Origin of the sequence: Streptomyces sp. NPDC048248 (assembly GCF_043201875.1) — a bacterium.
In the GTDB taxonomy this organism is placed as follows: Bacteria; Actinomycetota; Actinomycetes; order Streptomycetales; family Streptomycetaceae; genus Streptomyces.
On record NZ_JBICZL010000027.1, the window covers coordinates 30,019 to 47,406 of the forward strand.

14 protein-coding genes and 2 pseudogenes are annotated in these 17,388 nt (G+C 63.3%); 5 read left to right on the plus strand and 11 right to left on the minus strand.

What is annotated here, in order from left to right:
- The first annotated feature begins 96 nt into the window (after nucleotides 1-96).
- The 4 genes from ACGFZW_RS35480 (at nucleotide 97) to ACGFZW_RS35495 (ending at nucleotide 4,090) form a co-directional block, all read left to right on the plus strand.
- Nucleotides 97-1,113, plus strand: a complete 1,017-nt coding sequence (locus ACGFZW_RS35480; protein ID WP_393897447.1) for a ParB/RepB/Spo0J family partition protein — start codon at nucleotides 97-99, stop codon at nucleotides 1,111-1,113.
- Nucleotides 1,114-1,449: 336 nt separating this feature from the next.
- Nucleotides 1,450-3,087 carry a hypothetical protein gene (locus tag ACGFZW_RS35485; RefSeq protein ID WP_393897448.1) on the plus strand — a complete coding sequence of 546 codons (1,638 nt, stop codon included), beginning with the start codon at nucleotides 1,450-1,452 and terminating at the stop codon, nucleotides 3,085-3,087.
- 297 nt (nucleotides 3,088-3,384) lie between these two features.
- Nucleotides 3,385-3,888, plus strand: a complete 504-nt coding sequence (locus ACGFZW_RS35490; protein ID WP_393897449.1) for a hypothetical protein — start codon at nucleotides 3,385-3,387, stop codon at nucleotides 3,886-3,888.
- A gap of 58 nt (nucleotides 3,889-3,946) precedes the next feature.
- Nucleotides 3,947-4,090, plus strand: a complete 144-nt coding sequence (locus tag ACGFZW_RS35495) for a DUF6980 family protein (RefSeq protein ID WP_393897450.1) — start codon at nucleotides 3,947-3,949, stop codon at nucleotides 4,088-4,090.
- 327 nt (nucleotides 4,091-4,417) lie between these two features.
- Here the strand turns inward: ACGFZW_RS35495 and ACGFZW_RS35500 are convergent.
- From ACGFZW_RS35500 to ACGFZW_RS35535, 8 genes and pseudogenes are all read right to left on the minus strand, one after another.
- Nucleotides 4,418-5,235 (minus strand): IS5 family transposase gene (locus ACGFZW_RS35500; protein WP_393897477.1). Its coding sequence is split into 2 segments (ribosomal slippage): nucleotides 4,418-4,896 and nucleotides 4,896-5,235, totalling 819 coding nucleotides; the frame shifts between segments, so codons are not numbered across the junction.
- Between the two features lie 987 nt (nucleotides 5,236-6,222).
- Nucleotides 6,223-7,014: an ABC transporter permease gene (locus ACGFZW_RS35505; protein ID WP_393897451.1), complete on the minus strand. Its 792-nt coding sequence runs from the start codon at nucleotides 7,012-7,014 to the stop codon at nucleotides 6,223-6,225.
- Nucleotides 7,015-7,028: 14 nt separating this feature from the next.
- Complete coding sequence (locus tag ACGFZW_RS35510) at nucleotides 7,029-7,865, minus strand: ABC transporter permease (protein WP_393897452.1); 837 nt, start codon at nucleotides 7,863-7,865, stop codon at nucleotides 7,029-7,031.
- Nucleotides 7,862-8,875, minus strand: coding sequence for an ATP-binding cassette domain-containing protein (locus ACGFZW_RS35515; RefSeq protein ID WP_393897453.1), 1,014 nt, complete (start codon nucleotides 8,873-8,875; stop codon nucleotides 7,862-7,864). Before ACGFZW_RS35515 ends, ACGFZW_RS35510 begins: the two co-directional genes overlap by 4 nt.
- Nucleotides 8,863-9,423 carry a glycosyltransferase family 2 protein gene (locus ACGFZW_RS35520; protein WP_393897454.1) on the minus strand — a complete coding sequence of 187 codons (561 nt, stop codon included), beginning with the start codon at nucleotides 9,421-9,423 and terminating at the stop codon, nucleotides 8,863-8,865. The genes ACGFZW_RS35515 and ACGFZW_RS35520 overlap by 13 nt, the downstream gene beginning before the upstream one ends.
- Before the next feature lie 2,295 nt (nucleotides 9,424-11,718).
- On the minus strand, nucleotides 11,719-12,525 hold the full coding sequence (locus ACGFZW_RS35525) for a PIG-L deacetylase family protein (RefSeq protein WP_393897455.1): 807 nt from the start codon (nucleotides 12,523-12,525) through the stop codon (nucleotides 11,719-11,721).
- Nucleotides 12,526-13,006: 481 nt separating this feature from the next.
- A pseudogene (locus ACGFZW_RS35530) lies at nucleotides 13,007-13,317 on the minus strand (IS701 family transposase); the annotation flags it as partial.
- Nucleotides 13,318-13,354: 37 nt separating this feature from the next.
- Nucleotides 13,355-13,897: pseudogene (locus ACGFZW_RS35535) on the minus strand (helix-turn-helix domain-containing protein); the annotation flags it as partial.
- 332 nt (nucleotides 13,898-14,229) lie between these two features.
- Here ACGFZW_RS35535 and ACGFZW_RS35540 point away from each other — a divergent pair.
- Nucleotides 14,230-15,405 (plus strand): ROK family protein, encoded by a 1,176-nt coding sequence (locus ACGFZW_RS35540; protein ID WP_393897456.1) that lies wholly within the window; start codon nucleotides 14,230-14,232, stop codon nucleotides 15,403-15,405.
- Nucleotides 15,406-16,398: 993 nt separating this feature from the next.
- On the opposite strand, the gene ACGFZW_RS35545 is transcribed toward ACGFZW_RS35540, so the two are convergent.
- The 3 genes from ACGFZW_RS35545 to ACGFZW_RS35555 are packed head-to-tail and all read right to left on the minus strand — an operon-like array spanning nucleotide 16,399 to nucleotide 17,031.
- A complete protein-coding gene (locus ACGFZW_RS35545; RefSeq protein WP_393897480.1) occupies nucleotides 16,399-16,554 on the minus strand; it encodes a hypothetical protein in 156 nt (51 codons plus the stop codon).
- Complete coding sequence (locus ACGFZW_RS35550; RefSeq protein WP_393897457.1) at nucleotides 16,482-16,706, minus strand: hypothetical protein; 225 nt, start codon at nucleotides 16,704-16,706, stop codon at nucleotides 16,482-16,484. Before ACGFZW_RS35550 ends, ACGFZW_RS35545 begins: the two co-directional genes overlap by 73 nt.
- Entirely contained in the window at nucleotides 16,648-17,031 is a 384-nt protein-coding gene (locus ACGFZW_RS35555) for a hypothetical protein (protein ID WP_393897481.1), read from the minus strand. Before ACGFZW_RS35555 ends, ACGFZW_RS35550 begins: the two co-directional genes overlap by 59 nt.
- Nucleotides 17,032-17,388: the final 357 nt, after the last annotated feature.

Genomic DNA, 17,388 nt, shown 5'->3' on the forward strand with positions numbered 1-17,388 from the left:
GAAGGCCGGTGCACTCGGGCCCGGATCTCCCCATTGACCTCAACCGAGTGCATGATGCATGATCATCGGCGGACGCACCGATGGGGGAGTTACGTCATGGATATACGTGAAATCGGGCTAACCCGGCATGAGATCGAAGTCGCACTGAGGCAGTTTTCAGCCAATGAAGATCTTCCAGTGGTGGAAGTTCCGGTCACTGAGTTGATCCTCACCGAATCACCTCGTTCGCAAGGAATCTGTACAGCTCACGTCCACACCCTAAAGGAAACGGACGCCACGCTCCCTCCGATCCTCGTGCACCGCGATTCCATGCACGTGATCGACGGTATCCATCGAGTACAGGCAGCCATCCTAAAAGGGATGAAGAAAATCCAAGCCCGACTGTTTAAAGGCAGTCACGACCAGGCTTACCTGCTAGCAGTAAAGCTTAACACCACACATGGTCTACCTTTGCAACTGACGGACCGGCGAAACGCCGCCTCACGCATACTTGACATGCACCCAGAATGGTCAAACCGAGCCATTGCCGAGGTCACCAACCTATCCGACAAGACGATCGCAAAGCTGCGCGGTCGAAAATCAGGGGAATCGGAAAAGCAGAAGCACAGAATGGGCAAGGATGGGAGTTCTCGTCCACTAGATCTCAACGACGGACGCCTACGAGCAAGCCAGGTCATCGCCGACCGCCCAGACGCTTCACTGCGCGAAATCGCAAAGGCCGCAGGCGTATCACCGAACACCGCGAGGAGGGTTCGAAACAGACTACGGGAGGGACAGAATCCTCTTTTCAAGCCAGCTTTTACAGATGCCGGCTCGCTCGTTGAAGTCGACAACAAGGACAGTCACTTACGTTCCCTCACGAATACTATATCGTCGAGGCCTACTGATGTTAGAGGACCGACCTGGGTTAAACTCAAGCGCGACCCCTCCCTGAGGTCGACGGAGACAGGACGATTCCTCCTTCGCAGCCTGAGTGTGCATGCACTTACTGCTGACACGTGGGACAGCGTGATTAAATCGATCCCTCCTCACTGCGCCAGAGCTGTAGCCGACGCCGCCCGTGAGTGCGCGGCGGCATGGCAACAGCTCGCTGACAGGCTTGACAACTCCTAGAACTAATACGTTCGCCGCGACACCCAATGCCTACTCGAGCAGAGTCATAAGCGGTTCTTTCCAGGACCGCTTCAGACGTCAACGCGGTGACCGCTACCAGTTGCCTCGACCTTTCGTATTGATACGTCAGTTTACTCGTAGGTTCTGTTGTTGAGATCCGCGATTTCACTCTCGTGAGCACTCACATGGGGCTGGCGTTTCTGGCTGAGAACCTCGTACCGCAGCGTGATGCAACGTGCCTACTGTCCGTCAGGTGCGCCGTGCGGGACGTACCGGGCCTCGTGGTTGCCGATCTGCTGGTGGCTCGTCCTCGTTCGTTCGTTTCAAGGAGTGCATATGGCCCCCTCAACCCTTCATGAGGAAGACCAGAACCTGTGGTGCTCGGTATACACAACTGCCGACGGCTGGAGTAAGGACGGGGTGTTCGCCGACCACAAGAGCGCGGCCGCACCAGCTCTTGCTCAGGATGGCGACAACCTGGTCTGTGTCCACCGCGGGGCCCGTCAAGGTGTGGGAAACATTCCGCTTCGCTGGACGTCGTACGTCCCGGTGGACGTTAAGGGGCTGCTGGCCAAGGTCGACCAGGTGAAGGGGCGCTGCAGCGAGGGCCTCTCGGCCGCGGATCGGGCTTCCTTGGACGCGGACCTGGCCAAGGCCACTGCCGCAGTCGACGAGGCCCGCCGGTGGACTCCCGACGCCGATCTTGGCAACGGCAACTTCACCTGGCACACCCCAGCTATCGCCGCGTACGAGGGCAGCGTCTACGCGGTGTACTACCGCTTCTGGGACGGAGGCTGGAGCGGGCTCGGCACGACGCACCGACCTGCAGGCGGCACGTGGAATGAGGTGAGGAAGTACGGGGGTGACCTAGGCAATGGGCCAGGGCGCTGGCCGGCCCTGGCCGTTTACAAAGACCAGCTCCACCTGGTCTTCGCCGGCGATGAAACCGGCGAAGAGCCCCAGGGCTCGAAAGGTGGGGTCGTCCAGCACGCAACGCTCGCCGAAAATCATGAATGGGTGCCCGTTCAGCAAGGGCGCGGCGTTGAGCACCTCGAGGTGGCGAACGCCGATCAACAGGAGGTCGCCCTGTCTGCCAACATGCGGCCTCCGGGGAACTATGCCGTGACCGAGCACGACGGCCTTCTCCACCTGCTCTACCGCAAGGAGTACGACCTGCGCCTGTGGCACGCCACCTACGACGGCGACAAGTGGAGCAAGGCCATAGCCCTGGACGGCCTCACCAGCCGCCGCGGCGCATCCATTGCCTCCTACGATGGCAAGCTGCACGCCGTCTACCCCTCCGTAGACAGCGATCTGCTGCGCCATGCCGTCTACCAGGACGGCAAGTGGAGCAAGGGCGAAGTCATCGCCGGCCACGAGAGCCAGCACGACCCGGCCCTGCTTACGTACACCGAGGCTGACGGCAGCCAGAGTCTGCTCCTGGTCCACCGCGGCGTCGACACATACGTGCCCCCGCCGCCAAAGCCATATGTCCCGCCGAAGGCCATCTTCACTCTCCGCGAGAGCGTGTCCAGCCCGAAGGGCGAGGACTACTCCTCCTCAGGCGGCCTCACCTGGGCCGGCCACCAGATCACCCTTTACCGAGTTACGTCCAAAGACGACGGCAGCCAAGGCATCGTCGCCCGGTGGACGGCCAACGTGCAGTACAAACGGGGCCCCTTCTGGTACTACGACGACGGCTCCATCAGCGGCGAACTCCGGCTCCACAACACCGACGACAAGGGCAAAGGCATCCTGGGAGCCCAGAGCATCCAGGGCGACTTCACCGATGGCCTGTACGAGTCCACCGGCCTGTTCGAGAACCTCGCCCCCGGCACCTACGAGGTCGCCCTAGTCCAGGGCCGCAAGACCAGCGGCTACTGGTCCAGCGTCGGCCCGGGCGGAGCAGCCAACCACGCCGCGGCCGAGATCGACCTCCACCCCGTCCGCACGACCATCACCATCCCTGCCTGACCCAGCAGGCAACAGGGCAAGGGGAAGGGGAAGGGGCTGGCCCACTCACCCACGAAGTGGTCCGCAGCGGTGAATGAGTGGGGGCGTAGCTCGTTGGCCTCGCCAGTGAGGAGCTGACGGGCGTACACGTTGACCTCCATGCCGGCTACGGCCGCGTGTGCCTGTAGCGCTGCGTATTGGGCACTACAGCACGCGTGCGCACCCGTGGAATCCCATGCCCGCGGGCTGCCACGAAGCGGGCTTTACGTAGGCTTGCGGAGATCACCCACTGAGGACCACACCATTGGGAGGCATGCTGTGACAGCGCAGGAGCCGGCCGGGGCGATCAGCCATGTCAGCGTAGTGACGAACTGTCAGGGGCACCCCGGCGGGGATTTCGACCAAGGCATCCAGGTCGTGGCCACCGCTTATCGCGCGATCCCGGGGATCGCCGTCGTCTCGGCCTGCGCGGGCCACCCCGGCCGCGACGGCCTACACGCCGCGTGGTCCATTCGCTGGCGGCTGGCCCCAGCCATACCTGGACGTCCGGTCGCCCAGGCTGGCGCCCACCCTCAAGGCGTAGTGAACACCGAGCGCCTGCTCGCGCACGTCGCGATGTACGACGGTGCTATATCCCGGGATCTGGAGCTCCCCCTCCCCTGGCCCGCGGTCTTCCCAGAGCACACGCCGGGTGACTGTCTGGTCTTCGTCATCAAGGGCGCTTTTCACGGTGAACTACGGCCTGTCAGCCCCGCCGCCTACCTTCAGACCCTCAAAGATCACTGGGCCGAAGTCGGCTTCGAACCTGTCAACTGGCCGTAACCTGTGCTCTCGGCCTGTTCCTCCCTCCACGGCCGCACCGGTCGCCGAACTCGGGCGCATGAGACCCGATTGCCTCCCCGGACAAACTGATCGACTTCATTGCCAAGTTCCGGAGGACGGGCTGATCATTCACGACGGCCGCACGTCGAGCATCAACGCCGACTTCTATCCCTGGTGCGGACGGCGTCCCCCTAAGCCATAGCGGGGCCGCTGGTTCGACGCCGTGGGGTCGATCCGTTGGAGGACGAAGTGTCTGTCGAGTTTCAGGACGACCGCTGGCTCACAGCCTGCCCCGGGACTGGCCCGCACCCTGCCCTGCAGGGGCCGGAGGTGGACCAGGTTCATGACCAACACATCGCCGATGCCGACCCCGCCGTCGTGCGGTGTGCATGGTCGCCGGGGTGCGCGACGACGACCCGAACGAGAGGGCGGTCTTGCAGGCGGTAACCGAGTAGCTCGCCATCGGGTCCCGCGAGACGCTGCGGGCCTGGGTGAAGCAGCACGACGTTGACGCGGAGACGCGTCCGGGCTAGATGTGCTGTCCGGGGAGGTGGACTGCGGCCTGGTAGGCGATGGCGAGTTTGTCGGTTCGTGTGGCCAGGCCGCGCCACTGCTTGAGGCGGTTGATGCAACGTTCGACCGTGTTCCGTTGCTTGTAGGACTCGCGGTCGAAGCCGGGTGGGCGGCCTCCGTGGCGGCCTCGCCGTTGGCGGTGGCCGAACTGGTCGGACGGCTGCGGGATGACCGCGCGGATTCCCTGGCGTCGCAAATGTGCCCGGAGGGCACGGGAGGAGTACGCACGGTCGGCCAGAACAGCGTTGGGCCTGGTCCGGGGCCTGCCCGGTCCGGTGCGGGGCACCCGGATACGGGCCATCACCGTCTCGAAGGCAGGTGCGTCACCGGCCTGGCCGGCGGTGACGGTGAAGGCCAGGGGCCGGGCTAGGCCGTCGGCCGCCAGGTGCACCTTGGTGCTCAAGCCTCCGCGGGAGCGTCCGATTGCGTGATCGCCCGGCTCCCGGTGTCCCGCCGCCCCTTTTTCAGTGCACCGGCGGCGTGCTGATGGGCCCGGACGACCGTGGAGTCCACTGACACGGTCCAGTCGATGTCATCGGCGGCGTCAGCCTCGGACAGGACGGAAGCCAGGATCCGTTCCCAGGTGCCATCCACAGCCCATCTGACCAGCCGTTTGTGAGCGGTCTGGAACGGACCAAGTTCGCCTGGCAGGTCCCGCCAGGGCGAGTTGGTGCGGTACTTCCAGGCGATGGCCTCAAGGGTGCGACGGTGGTCGGCCCACCGTCGTCCGCGGACCGGATCGGCCGGCATCAGCGGCTCGATCCGGCCCCACATCGCATCGGTGATCACTAATCGGACAGGCACATCCGATCAACTGACCAACCCATCAAAGAGACACGCACTAGACGACGGAAAAGTCCGCCCAGCTCGAGGCGTTGAAGAAGGAGAACGCCGCACTGAACAGGGCGAACGACATCTTGAGGACCGCGGCAAGGTTCTTCGCGGCCAAACGCGACCGGCCACACACGCGCTCCTAGCGTTCGTCGACGAGTACCGGGACCGCTTCGGCGGCGTCGAGCCGAGTTGGCGCTGTGGCCACGCGACCGGGCGGATATCCCGTCTCGAGGGGGGCGAGTTGATCCATCACTTGAAGGAGGGGCCGCAGCAATACACATCGCTTGCGCTGGCCGACGATCAGAACCGAGCAGGGGTCGCGGCATCGATCGGCTCGTTCGGCGACGCCTACGGCTGTCAGTCTCTTCGCACCGGATTCTTAAGGATCGGGTGGTCCCGGCGGTGACGGTCTGACTCTTGCTAATGACTGGCCCTGGGGATCATGGCGTTGATCTGTCGGGCCTCCGGCCGGGCACGCAGCAAGCGCTGCCGCCGGGCGGACGTGACCTGATAGGAGCCCGGAGCCAACTCGTCGAAGCATCCCTGTGACTGTCCTGTCCGTCCGTTCGGCGACAGCGTATCCCCCCAACTCAAGGGCGCCCACGACCAGGCCGTCGAACCAGGTACGGCGGCGATGAAAGCGATGCTCGTCCACGCTCCCCATGCCTGCGCCAGGAGACCGCCGGCAACGCGCAGATCGCCCTGGCCCGGCACCTGGCCGCCCTTCCGCCTCGCCAACTGGGAAGCCACAGAATGCACTCCGTCATGCCCTGCGCACACTGGCCGAGCGGTGGCAGTACCTTAACGACGAGGCCAGGCAGCCGACGAAGATGATCGCCGATCTGCTCCATCAGGCTGCCCCACAGCTATGACTGCCCGCTCGGCACCTCCCTGTGACGAGCCCGTCCCCTCCTGCCGTCTCCCGGCTCAGGCGCCGACGCTTTGGTAGCCGCGCACCTGCCGATGCCACCACTTGTACGCGGCACCGAACCACAGCACGCCAATGAGGGGTGCGGCGACAGCTGCAGGGGCCGAAATGTGAAGTGAATCGGTCTTACCCAGGAGGACGCTCGACGGGATGTAGGCAACGACAGCCACGGGCAGCACCCAGGTGAGGCCCCAGGTCAAGACACCGCCGAAGACTCGCGTCGGATAGGAGCCGAACATTAGGTAGATGTTGTCAACGAGTTGGCTGGCCGCCCACGTCTGCACAAAACGGAAGCTCAGAGAGGAGACGATCACCGCGGCTGCTCCTTCGGCGAGCGCGCCCCCGACGACCGCGAGCACCAGGTATACGACACCGAGCGGCGAGAAGTCGATGTCGACCAGGTTCACGGCGATCGTGAACAGGATGACCGCAGCCGTCACGTCGCCGATCACGTTCATCTGGAACCGGCTGGTGATGACTTGGAGGAACGGGTTCAGCGGCCGCACCAGGTAGCGGTCGAACCGGCCTTCACGGATTGTGATGTCCATGGACTCGAGCTGATGGAAGGGGACGACCCATGCGGCGTGTGCCATCAGGCGCAGCGAGTAGAGAAAGGCCAGCTCTCCGAAGTTCCAGCCAGCGATGGTGTCGAAGGTCCGCAGCACGGTCCACACGAAAGCGATGCCACTGCCCTGGTAAACCAGGCCCAGCGCGCACAGCATGACGAAGTTCAGCCGGTACTGCATCTCGCCCCTCACCGCCGCCCGGTAGAGCGAGAAGGTGATTCGCATACTTCCCACAGCCGTCATCCTCCCTGAACCACGATGCGGTGAAGCGCCCGCGACCAGATCAGTCGGGCGGCGCCCGCCAGCAGGAAGATCCACAGAAGCTGGATGCCGATCGCCTCGACTGCTTCGCCTCCTGCCAGTCGCCCTCCGTAGATGGCTACGGGGGTGAACGTTGTCGCCTGAAAGGGAAGGAGTTCGGCGACCGACCGCAGCAGGCCCGGGAAGAAGTACAGCGGGATAAGTGCTCCTGCCAGGAACTGGCTGACGAGGGTGAAGAGCATGCTGAAGGCACCGAGCTCGGTCGTCCAGAAGGCGCCGAGGCTGACGATCAGGTTGAGCAGCATGGAGATGCCGAACGCGCAAAAGAGACTGACCAGCCAGTACCCGCAGGCCGCTGGGGAGGCGGGCGGCCCGAGCGTCCCGACGAGCGCGACGAGGGGAAGCGCGGCTATCGCGAACAGCACCATGGAGAGGGTTCCCCCCACCAGGTGGGCCAACATCTGCGGTACGAAGCCAGCGGGCCGCATGATGTCGAAGGCGATGCGCCCTTCCCGGACCAGCGAGTATAGATAGGAACCGACGGCCGAGTCCTGCATCGCCCAGTTCTGAAGGTTGGCGATCGTCAGATAAACCAGGACGTCCGCCAGCGCGACCCCGTCCACCAGTCCCGTTTCGCCGTACAAGGCGGTCCAGACCTTGCGGAGCATGAAGATCTGGACGATGACGACGGCTAGCATGAAGAGCGCGTTCTGACGGTAGGTCATCGCTACGTGCAGCCTGCCGCGGATAATCTGCAGGTAGGCAGGCAGGTTGCGCAAGGGGCCATCGGAGCGCGTGGCCTGGCCGGCGTTCATACGGCGCCCGTACGGTTGCCGTACAGGGTGCGCATGACGTCCTCGAGCTCGGGTTCCACGATCGAGAGGTCGGTCACGGGACAGCGGTTGGTCACCGCCGAAATGATCTCCTGGGCCGAGATCCGGTTCGCTTCGAAACGTATCCTCAGCGTCGACCCCTCGTCCGCGATCACCTCGCCAGCGATTTCGGGCCCGAGCGATTCGGCGCCCCGGGCTGCGGTCAAACCCGGGGCGAGCTGCACGACTAGCGTGCGGTGTGGCGCGTAGGCGGCCTTCAGGTCTACGACGCTTCCGTCGTAGAGGACCCGCCCCTGGTCGATGAAGACGACACGGGTACACAAGGCCTCAACATCCACGAGGTCGTGCGTGGTGAGAACGATGGTGGTGCCGCTCTCCCGGTTCATCTCGGCTATGAAATCGCGCATCCGGTCTCGTGCCACGGCATCCAGCCCGATGGTCGGCTCATCTAAGTAGAGGATGGACGGTTCGTGGAGCATGGCCGCGGCCAGGTCGCCGCGCATGCGTTGGCCTAGGCTCAGCTGGCGGACCGGCCGGTCGAGGAACGGGCCCAGGTCAAGCAGATCGATGAACCCGTCCAGTCTGCGGCGGTAGGCCGCAGCAGACATGCGGTACATCTTTCCCAGCAGGGTGAAGGAGTCAACCAAAGGCAGATCCCACCAGAGCTGGCTGCGCTGGCCGAACACGACTCCGATGCGCATCGCGTTCTTCTCCCGTTCCCGCCAGGGGGCAATGCCGTCGACCTCGAGCAGACCGCTGGTTGGGACGAGCACCCCGGTCATCATCTTGATGGTCGTGCTCTTCCCCGCGCCGTTGGGCCCCAGGTATCCGACAAGCTCGCCATCCGACACGGTGAAGTCGATGCCGTCGACGGCCCGAACCTCGTCGTACTGCCGGGTGATCAGGGTCCGCAGACCGCCGAGCGCACCTTCGTAACGGCGCGAGCGCCGGTAGTACTTAGTCAAACCCTCTGCTCTGATCAGCGCCGGCATGCGGCATCACCGAGCCCAGGAGCGAGCGAGTAAGCGGCCAGGACCCGATCGAACTCCGCTTCCAACGGGGGGTGACCTAGTGCGCCATCCGACTCCGTGCAGCGCACTGCGGCGGCGGAAGCGGTGGGGCCCGTCCGGTCGATGACGAGCAGGTCTGCGGACCCTGCACTCTCCGGAAAGCCCGGGGTGGCCACCGGATTGCCGTCGTTACATACAGACGCGCGGCCGGAAACGTGAGTCCTCAGAGTGTGCAGAGAGGGCAGGTTGAATTCTTTCACCGCCGATTCCGCGTCGTCGTCGGACCAATCGTCGGCGACGATCTCGACTTTGCGGCTACTGTCCACAACCTGGTGATTCTGCATCAGCAAGCAGGTCCACACGTATTTCCTCCAATTGCACGACGGAATGACGACACTCACCTTCATTTGCGCGCTTTCTATAGGATGCACGGCGGCCTGCCGGAGCGTACCCGCGCCCGGGACGACAGGCGAGGCAGGCCGACTGCTGACGAGGTCGATCGGCCGGGCCGACGAGGAGGGCTTCACCACGAGTGCGCGAGCACCTACCCGTTCATGCAGCCCTTTCCACGACTCACTGGCGGGCCCCGCTGGCAGCCGTGAAGAACCAGCTCAGGACACAATCCGCTGCCGGAGTAGTAAGAACGGATCCGCAATTCCCGCGACACCGTCCTGCACGACCTCCCCGCTGCACGACATAGCGCAGAATTAGTTCTGGCTCGATCGAGATCGTCGCCGTCGCGCTCGACGCCGGCCCTGTATGCCGGTGCTCGCCCTGCCCGATTACACCCGCCGCTGGAACCCAAACGGCCCCGACTGCGAGAGTTCTCCACCGCCGCACAACTCGTGAACACCGGCCGCCGCCGCTGGCTCCGCCTGGCCGCCCGATGTCCCTGGACCGACGTCATAACCCAAGCAATGGATCTGCTCCTATCCCTGCTAACCCCGGCTGACCAGCCACGTCGACCGCCCCGAGGACCCGCACCACCATTCCGGGAATGTGGAACCTGATCCCACCTGACCAGAGCACGGGCCTCAACTTGACCGCCCCCAAAGGTCCCATCACACGAAAACAAATCCCTCTTCAGTAAACTGACTGATGCTCATGAACCATCGAGGCAACCGGGTCATCAGCCAATTCATTTGACCCAAACTCTGACCTGATCAGCTAAATCACGAACCGCTACCATGCCAGTGAGTCAGCCACAGCCAATGCACCATGATCCGCTCCGGCCATTGCCAGGTGGTGTAGCAGGGGTCGGGCTTCATTAAGCTTATGCCATTTCGCCATTGGAATGAGGCCACCTACTCCAAGTGTATTCAATGCCGCCGAACGGACATGACCCCCTGGAGTCCACCCACTGGGGCGCAATCGTGAGCTCGCGACCCCAAGCAAATAAGCCGCGGCCCAAAGTTCACGTACTGCGGAGAGGTCGATGAGCCTCTCGATGTCCCGAGCCACGGGATCACACTTGGACCACTCGTCCCAACTGGCATCGACCCGAGCAGCGTCCACACCGAGTGCATCTTTTGCGTGCCGCCAAGGTTTCCGTCGCCAAATTCGGTGGTCGGCAGATTCGTTCTCCTGCATAAGAACGTAGGCCGCGCCTTCTCGATAGTACGGAACGGCATTGAATCCGTTGAGCACTTTATAACTTGGGCGATCAGAATTGCTATAACTGCACGCAGATCGCCATCTCTCAGCAGAGTTTCCGGCGATGCTTTCTATTCCCTGATGCTCAACTAAATTGGGGATTGACAAGACGACGGGAACTTGATGACGCTGCAGGTATTCCAGCATCACCGCATCATCCTCGCGGCGCGTTGAAAGCAGAGACCTTGCCTCTTTGGAGAATTGGGATGCGTGATCTGCAGGCAACATCAGAGCCAGAGTTGGTGTATAGATCTCATCGATTGCCGACACCCACCCAGCGCCAGCTAGAGCACCCAAACGGACTGCCGCACCGTCGGGTCCATCCCAATTCGTATAGAACGCTACGGCCGATCGAGGAAATCTTACGGCTGCCGAGCGCGCAACGGACAGCAAGTCAGTTGATGGCGCGATGTCATCCTGGAGCACCAGGTGATGAGTTGAGCCTTCTTTACAAGCCGCCCATGCTTCGACGCTAGTGCGCAGAGGGTTGGGTGCCCCACCCGGCTCCGGATCCACGACCACCTCGACTTCGCTGTCAAGTAGGCCAACCAAGTTGCTTGCCATCGCGGAACGGGTTGGGTGAGTCATGATGCTTACGCTCAAGAGAACTGTTGTCACTAATCAGCCTCGACAATCGAGCTATGGGAATGTGGCATTCGATCGAACAAATCGACTACAGGTACCTCTATTTAGTCCTTTTACGAGTGAATGGACTATTACGGCACCTTCTCGCCCCCGGATCGGCAACGAGGTTTACCGACGTCACGGTGAGATAGTTCGCGGCGGTCGCCTCAGTGCTGGTCAGCGGGTATTCCTGGCGGGAATTTCCGCCGTACTTCGGTATATCGCAGTCGACCGCGAATAGCCGGTCCTTGATCGGGTCGCGGGCAGGTGTCTGGACGGCTGCACTAGGAGATTCTGCACCGTCCGGACGCTGCCGGCCTGCTCAACATCTCCCGCGCGCCAACGACTCAGCTCATCTACGGGTGAAAAAGGCGGCGAACAGGTCCGAGAGCCGTGGACCGCCAGGCAAGCCGGGTTCCAAGATGCGCGCCCTCTCGGACGCGAACGGACTGCCCCTCTCATGGGCCTCTCAGCAGCCAACGTCCACGACAGCCTCGCCACAGCCCCTGATGCTACTAACGGCTTATCCGCTCACATAGGACGCAGTCTTACAGCAGCACGCGCCAAGCCACTTCGTACCCCAGTACCTGATCCCAGCGCTCTACATCCGTCGGCCCAAGGCCAAGCGCAGGGAGCTGACTCTTATACGAGCGGACCGCACTTCGCTTACGCTCTTGGCTGCCTCTGTCCAGGGGAAATACTTTCCGCGTGACGCAGATGTCGTCAATCCCCTGAGCAGCCAGTTCGGAATTAAGCCAAAAATCGGTGTCGAGATATTCAGGAAAAGGTTTTCCCGTTACCCAGCTGGGCCATCCGTATGCCAGGGAGTACGGAAGATCGGCATAAAAGTACAGCTCGGGAGCAAGGTCCCCTACGGCGCGGCACGCCGCGAGCGCAGCTTTCCGGACTGCAATGTGATCGGCATGTCCACCGATGGCCGCCGGAGCCCAAACCTCCGACGCATTACTCACCCAAGGCGAGATAAGACCCTCAAGACGGCCGATATCCACTTCAGACGTCGAACGATATTGCTCTTCTGGTTCACCCAAATGCCGAACGGAACAGCCGATACCGCTCATCGCCTCCGAATCCTCGGCCACCCTTTCCCAATGGCGTGACACGGCCGATTGGGCACGTGTCAACGCATCCCAGACCGTTTCCTCCTGATTTTCGGAAGGTGCTCCACTAAAGACGGTTACCACTGTGCTGCCCGGACGGATCGCCTGTAACGTGACAGACAAAGCGGCATCATCAAAGTGGGGTGATAGTACGAGTTGAGCACCTTCCCTTACCGGCGGGGAATCAATTCCTTTACTTTGAGAGCACAGCTTGCCTTCATTCATGGAACTGATCATCGACGTATCCCTCTTTTCAATGCGGCATTCTTCTTTTCTATTTTTCCAGAAGTGCCAGTTAGAGAGCTCACCAACAAGACGTGCGCCGCGTCGCGGTGAAGCAACTCGTCATGTTAGCCAGCTACTTGAGCCGTGGGCGCTGGAATTTCTACGCGACTTACAACATTCGGCGTATCACCAAACTCGCCGGATTCGATGATGCCGTGTTCGTCGAACGTGACGGCCAAGGGGCGATCAATTCGGCGGCGTGTCCGACGACCAAGATTCCCTCACCCCACCAGAGGCTTCACACTCTTGTCTACCCGTGCAGGCTGCACACGTGCAGCTTGCTTTGCTTGATGCAACCAGTGCACATCTACGTCACCGTGAGTTCGTAGTGCTTCGTTAGGTTCTGGCTCGGGTGAGCGAATGGCCGCATGTGGTGTAGGTGCCGGTCCAGCACCGCAGCATGTCCTGCAGGGTGTCGAGAACGTGTAGAGACTCAGGCTGCGGTGGGGGCTTTGGGGTGGTATCGCCGAAGGGTCAGGAAGACCTGGGCGGCAGTGACGAGGGTGACGTGATGGTGTCAGCCGCGCCAGGTGCGGAGCTCGAAGTGGTCCAGGCCGAGGCCGTGTTTGAGCTCGCGGTAGTCACGCTCAATGCGCTGGCGCATCTTCGCCCACCGCACCAAATCGGCGATCGGCGTGGTGACGGGCAGTTGCTCATCCAGTAGCGGGCCGGGGTCCTCGCCCCTTTGGGCTGGGCGGGGCCAGCGCACTCCCTCAGCCAGCAGGATTCGGCGGACCTGGCTGCGGCCGACCTCGATGCCCAGCCGCCGAGCCTCTGCGGCCGGTGCGTCGAGAGTCCATTCCAGCGGCCCGGATTCATCCGCCGCGACCAGTTCACCGTCGGCCTCCACGGTCCGCCGGCCCGGGGGTAGCTGTCTGGCCAGGCCGATGATCCTCGAGCGTTCTGCCTCGGTGATCCGCCGTCTGCGGCCTTGCCCGCCCAGGTCCTCCAACCCGTCCAGACCCAAGCGGTTGTAGCGGTGCAACCGGTGAACCGTCTTGGAGCTGCATCCCAGTTCGTCCGCGATGGCCGAGACTCGTTGTCCGGACCAACTCAACACGACCATGTGTGCTCGCAGCACGAGATTACGCGGCGCCTCCCTCCCGAGAGTCGACACACCAGTTGTTTCTCGTTCATCTTGCTTCAAGGCTGCCCGGGATGGTGCATGTTGGATCGGCTCGGCCCTCAGTGAACTGCTTCTGTACGGACTTCCCCTCTCGTCGTGGGTGCGAGATCCACCTGAAAGGGGGAATCTATGACAGAAAATGGTTTTCTGCCCGAAGGGGGACCAATAAGTGCCTGACAGGCGAATACCAACACCCATATTTCCGACATAAGCACCCCCAAGCTCCTTCTCTTGCTAGATTCGTAGATTCATGTTGCAAGGATTCACATGGTGAGCTCGAACGGCTTGCCGGGCCCTAGGGTTTGATGCGTAGCTTGTGGGCGATTTGGCACTTTTTCACGTTGCTCAAAACTGGAAGGCCGGCGAATCGGGAGGAGGATTCGCGTTACGCTATTCGTGCACGAGTTGAGGAGGCCTTAGGGTCGCTTGACCACTAGGCCTCCCTCGGATGCTGTAGATTCATCTAGAATCCATTTACCAGACCGACGCGACCAATGGCGCGATCACTAATCAATTTAGGGAGGCCGGTCATGTCCCGAAAGAGTAGTGGGCCAGGCATACCGAGCCTCCTTCGGACTATGAACGATCGTACTGTGCTCAACCATCTCGTTGCGTACGGCCCCCTTGCGCGTACGAGAATCGGGGAGCTGTCCGGTCTGTCCAAGCCGACTATTTCTCACATTATCGGGCGCCTTGAATCTCTTGAGCTCGTGAGGACCACCGGAATCGAGACTGGTCGTCGGGGTCCGAACGCTCTGCTTTACGAAATTAATCCGAGCGCCGCGTACGTCGCTGCTCTGTCCGCCGATGCGACTGGCATAACCGCCATCATCGCCGACCTCCTCGGCACCGAACTGAGCCGTTCCCGTATTGACACCCACGCGGTCTCCAGTGCCGAACCAAAGCACTACGCCCGACTGGGACTGGTAGCTGAGGTCGTGGGCAGCGCCCTACGTCAGGCCGGGCTTGAGCACGAGAATCTGACAACCGCCGTCATCGGCACCCCGGGCGCCATCCACCCGCGCACCGGTCGACTGCGCCATGCCTCGCATCTGCCGGACTGGCACTCACGCACCCTGCCCGCCGAGCTGTCCGAGGTGCTGGGCACGCCCGTCTCCATCGAGAACGACGTCAACCTCGCCGCCATCGCCGAGCAGTACGAGGGCGCCGCCCTGGACCAGGACAACTTCGTGCTCTTCTACGTGGCTGAGGGCGTCGGCGCCGCCATCGTGCTCGGCGGCGTACTGCTGCGCGGGGCCACCGGCGGCGCGGGCGAGATCGGCCACATGCCGCAGCCCGGCGCCCCGCTCACCCGCGGCGGCACCGGCGCCTACGCCGCCGAGGACGTCGGCGACGGCTTCCAGAGCCTGATCGCCGCACCCGCCGTGCGCCGCCTCGCAGGCGGCAGGAACCTGGCCGCGGCGCTGGCTGACGAGCGGATCCTCGACGAGGTCGCCCGGCGGCTCGCCGCTGGCATCGCCGCCGTCGTCGCCGTCGTCGACCCCGAACTCGTCGTGCTGTCCGGGCAGGTCGTGCAGGCCGGCGGCGACGCCCTGCGCGCGCGGGTGGAGGACGAGCTCACCGGGCTCGACCTGCCCCGTCCCCAGCTGAGGATCAGCGCGCTGGCGGGCAACCCGATCCTCGCCGGTGCCCTGCGCACCGCGCTCATCCAGGCCCGCGACACCGTGTTCGACACCAGCACTTGACCTTGAGAATCAAGGGATACTGCGGAACTCCTCATCGCACGAGCACTCAATTGCTTGCTCCGTGCCCAGCTCCAGCATCTCTAGGTCCGAAGCGGGAAGCATGGACGGAGAAGCAGTTCGGACTTTATTGGGTGCTGGTGACACTGCACGACCGGAGCGTGATCAGGATTATCGAGTCGGCCAACGATGAACGCGGTGATCTGATGGTGGTCTCGGACGCCGGTCGCGATGCCCTCGCTCGATACGACCGCGGCCCCGACGGTCATGCTGACGGGGCTCGCTCCCCGTCAGTCTTCCGCGTGAGCACAATGGCCGACAGCCGGAGGATTGTCGGGCCTGTTGCTTACGTCACCCTCCACGTGGTGTGTCCAAGCACCAGGTGTCGGGTGCCTGCCAGCCGCAGTACTTCGTTGACCAGCCTGTGGCTGAACTGACGCCTCGCCGAGGTCTCGCCACGAGCGTCGATGTGGCGAGCACCACCTGGTGCTCCTTCATTGAGCTGCACCCGTCAGCCACGAATCTGGTCCGGGTCAGCTGCTTCAAATCGAGGGCCTCGTCCTCTCCCTGATGGTCGGGGGTGCGCTGCGGCTCGACAAGGCCGTCGGGGAGCGGTTGCGGAGGTTGCGAGAAGGCCTCGGCGAGTAGGCGGCGGACAGGGCTGGGCTCTGGCCGACAAGTCCGGCCACTCCTACCGCTTCGGCAACCTCCGACTGAACGGCCACCGGCATCGGCCACGACAACCAGCACGACGTCTACCAGGACCGCCGCGCCTACGCCTGGGACAACAACGGCGACACCGCCACCCTGCGCAACGGCCACCATCACATCATCGACACCAAGCACTGGGGCCACCGCCACTAACCTCACCTGATCCACAAGAGCTCGGAAGCCGGTGACCCAAGCCCCCATTGACCGTCCCCGACCACAGTGCGCCGCAGGCCCGGCCTGCGGCACATCGCCACGTCCACAGCAACCACCGTCCTCGGCGAGAGGCTAGGCCTTCTCATACCTCACGGTCGTGTCGGCGCAGGTGGAGGCGAGTTCGCGCGGCGTGCCGCGCTCGTTGGCGTCGACGGTCAACGACCAACGGAGTTTGGTGGCCACCCAGTCTGCGAGGTAGGTGCAGGTGGCGTCCTTGGCCGGCGGCATCCACTCGGCCGGGTCCTTGTCGCCCTTGGTGCGGTTGGGCCCAGACTGACGGCGACCAGGCTGCGCTCCGCGCCGAGGTCGTTGGCGTACTGCTCACGCCGCTCGGCGCTCCATTTCGAGGCACCCGAGTCCTGGGCCTCGGAGAGGGGCACGACGTGGTCGACGACGAGCTTGCGCGCATCGGGTAACCGTCTTGTCGTCGTAGTAGGAGCGCCAACTTCCGCCGGTGAGCTTGCAGGTCTTGCCCTCGCGGGGCCTCTTGACCGCGTCAGAAATCAGGACCTCTGCGGGTGTCACAGGCATGTGGTCGGCGTCGACCCACAGGAGCTTGATCCGCTCGTACCCGGTGCGCACCTGGACGGCCGTCTTGAGTCGGCCCACCGCGTCCGCCAGGCGCAGGGCGCCGCCCTTACCGTCCGAGGCGCTCGGTTTCTCCTTCTTGTCGTCGGTCGTGTCGTGGGGCGAGCACGCTGCCACGGCGAACAGCAGAACAGGACCAGCAGGGAAACAGCCAGGCGGCGCGTTCGATTCACAGGGGCTCCGTCAGTGAGATGACGTCAGCTCCCGCACCCCGGACCCGCACCACAGGGTTCGTCAACCGCACGCGGCCGCCCCGTGGTGATGTACCGCCGTGAACTCTCCACCTGGCTTTGTCCACGAGTTTCAAACGGCAGGTGTGCAGCACGTTCTCGTGAACATCGGCCCTTGCTCCAGCAGGCTGCCTTCCGAAGCGCTGCACACCTGCTGCTGGAACTCGTCGGCAAAGCCAGGACGTGGCCAGCCGCACGATCGCACGCGTCTATCCGGCGACGCCGACGGTCATCTCGGAATACT

Excerpts from the sequence above, each read along its gene's own strand:
- ACGFZW_RS35540 (WP_393897456.1), top strand. The coding sequence starts at position 14,230 with ATGTCCCGAAAGAGTAGTGGGCCAGGCATACCGAGCCTCCTTCGGACT.
- ACGFZW_RS35480 (WP_393897447.1), top strand. The coding sequence starts at position 97 with ATGGATATACGTGAAATCGGGCTAACCCGGCATGAGATCGAAGTCGCA.
- ACGFZW_RS35485 (WP_393897448.1), top strand. The coding sequence starts at position 1,450 with ATGGCCCCCTCAACCCTTCATGAGGAAGACCAGAACCTGTGGTGCTCG.
- ACGFZW_RS35515 (WP_393897453.1), bottom strand. The coding sequence starts at position 8,875 with ATGCCGGCGCTGATCAGAGCAGAGGGTTTGACTAAGTACTACCGGCGC.
- ACGFZW_RS35525 (WP_393897455.1), bottom strand. The coding sequence starts at position 12,525 with ATGATCAGTTCCATGAATGAAGGCAAGCTGTGCTCTCAAAGTAAAGGA.
- ACGFZW_RS35495 (WP_393897450.1), top strand. The coding sequence starts at position 3,947 with ATGAGACCCGATTGCCTCCCCGGACAAACTGATCGACTTCATTGCCAA.
- ACGFZW_RS35510 (WP_393897452.1), bottom strand. The coding sequence starts at position 7,865 with ATGAACGCCGGCCAGGCCACGCGCTCCGATGGCCCCTTGCGCAACCTG.
- ACGFZW_RS35545 (WP_393897480.1), bottom strand. The coding sequence starts at position 16,554 with ATGCCGCCGGCCAAGGACGCCACCTGCACCTACCTCGCAGACTGGGTG.
- ACGFZW_RS35505 (WP_393897451.1), bottom strand. The coding sequence starts at position 7,014 with ATGCGAATCACCTTCTCGCTCTACCGGGCGGCGGTGAGGGGCGAGATG.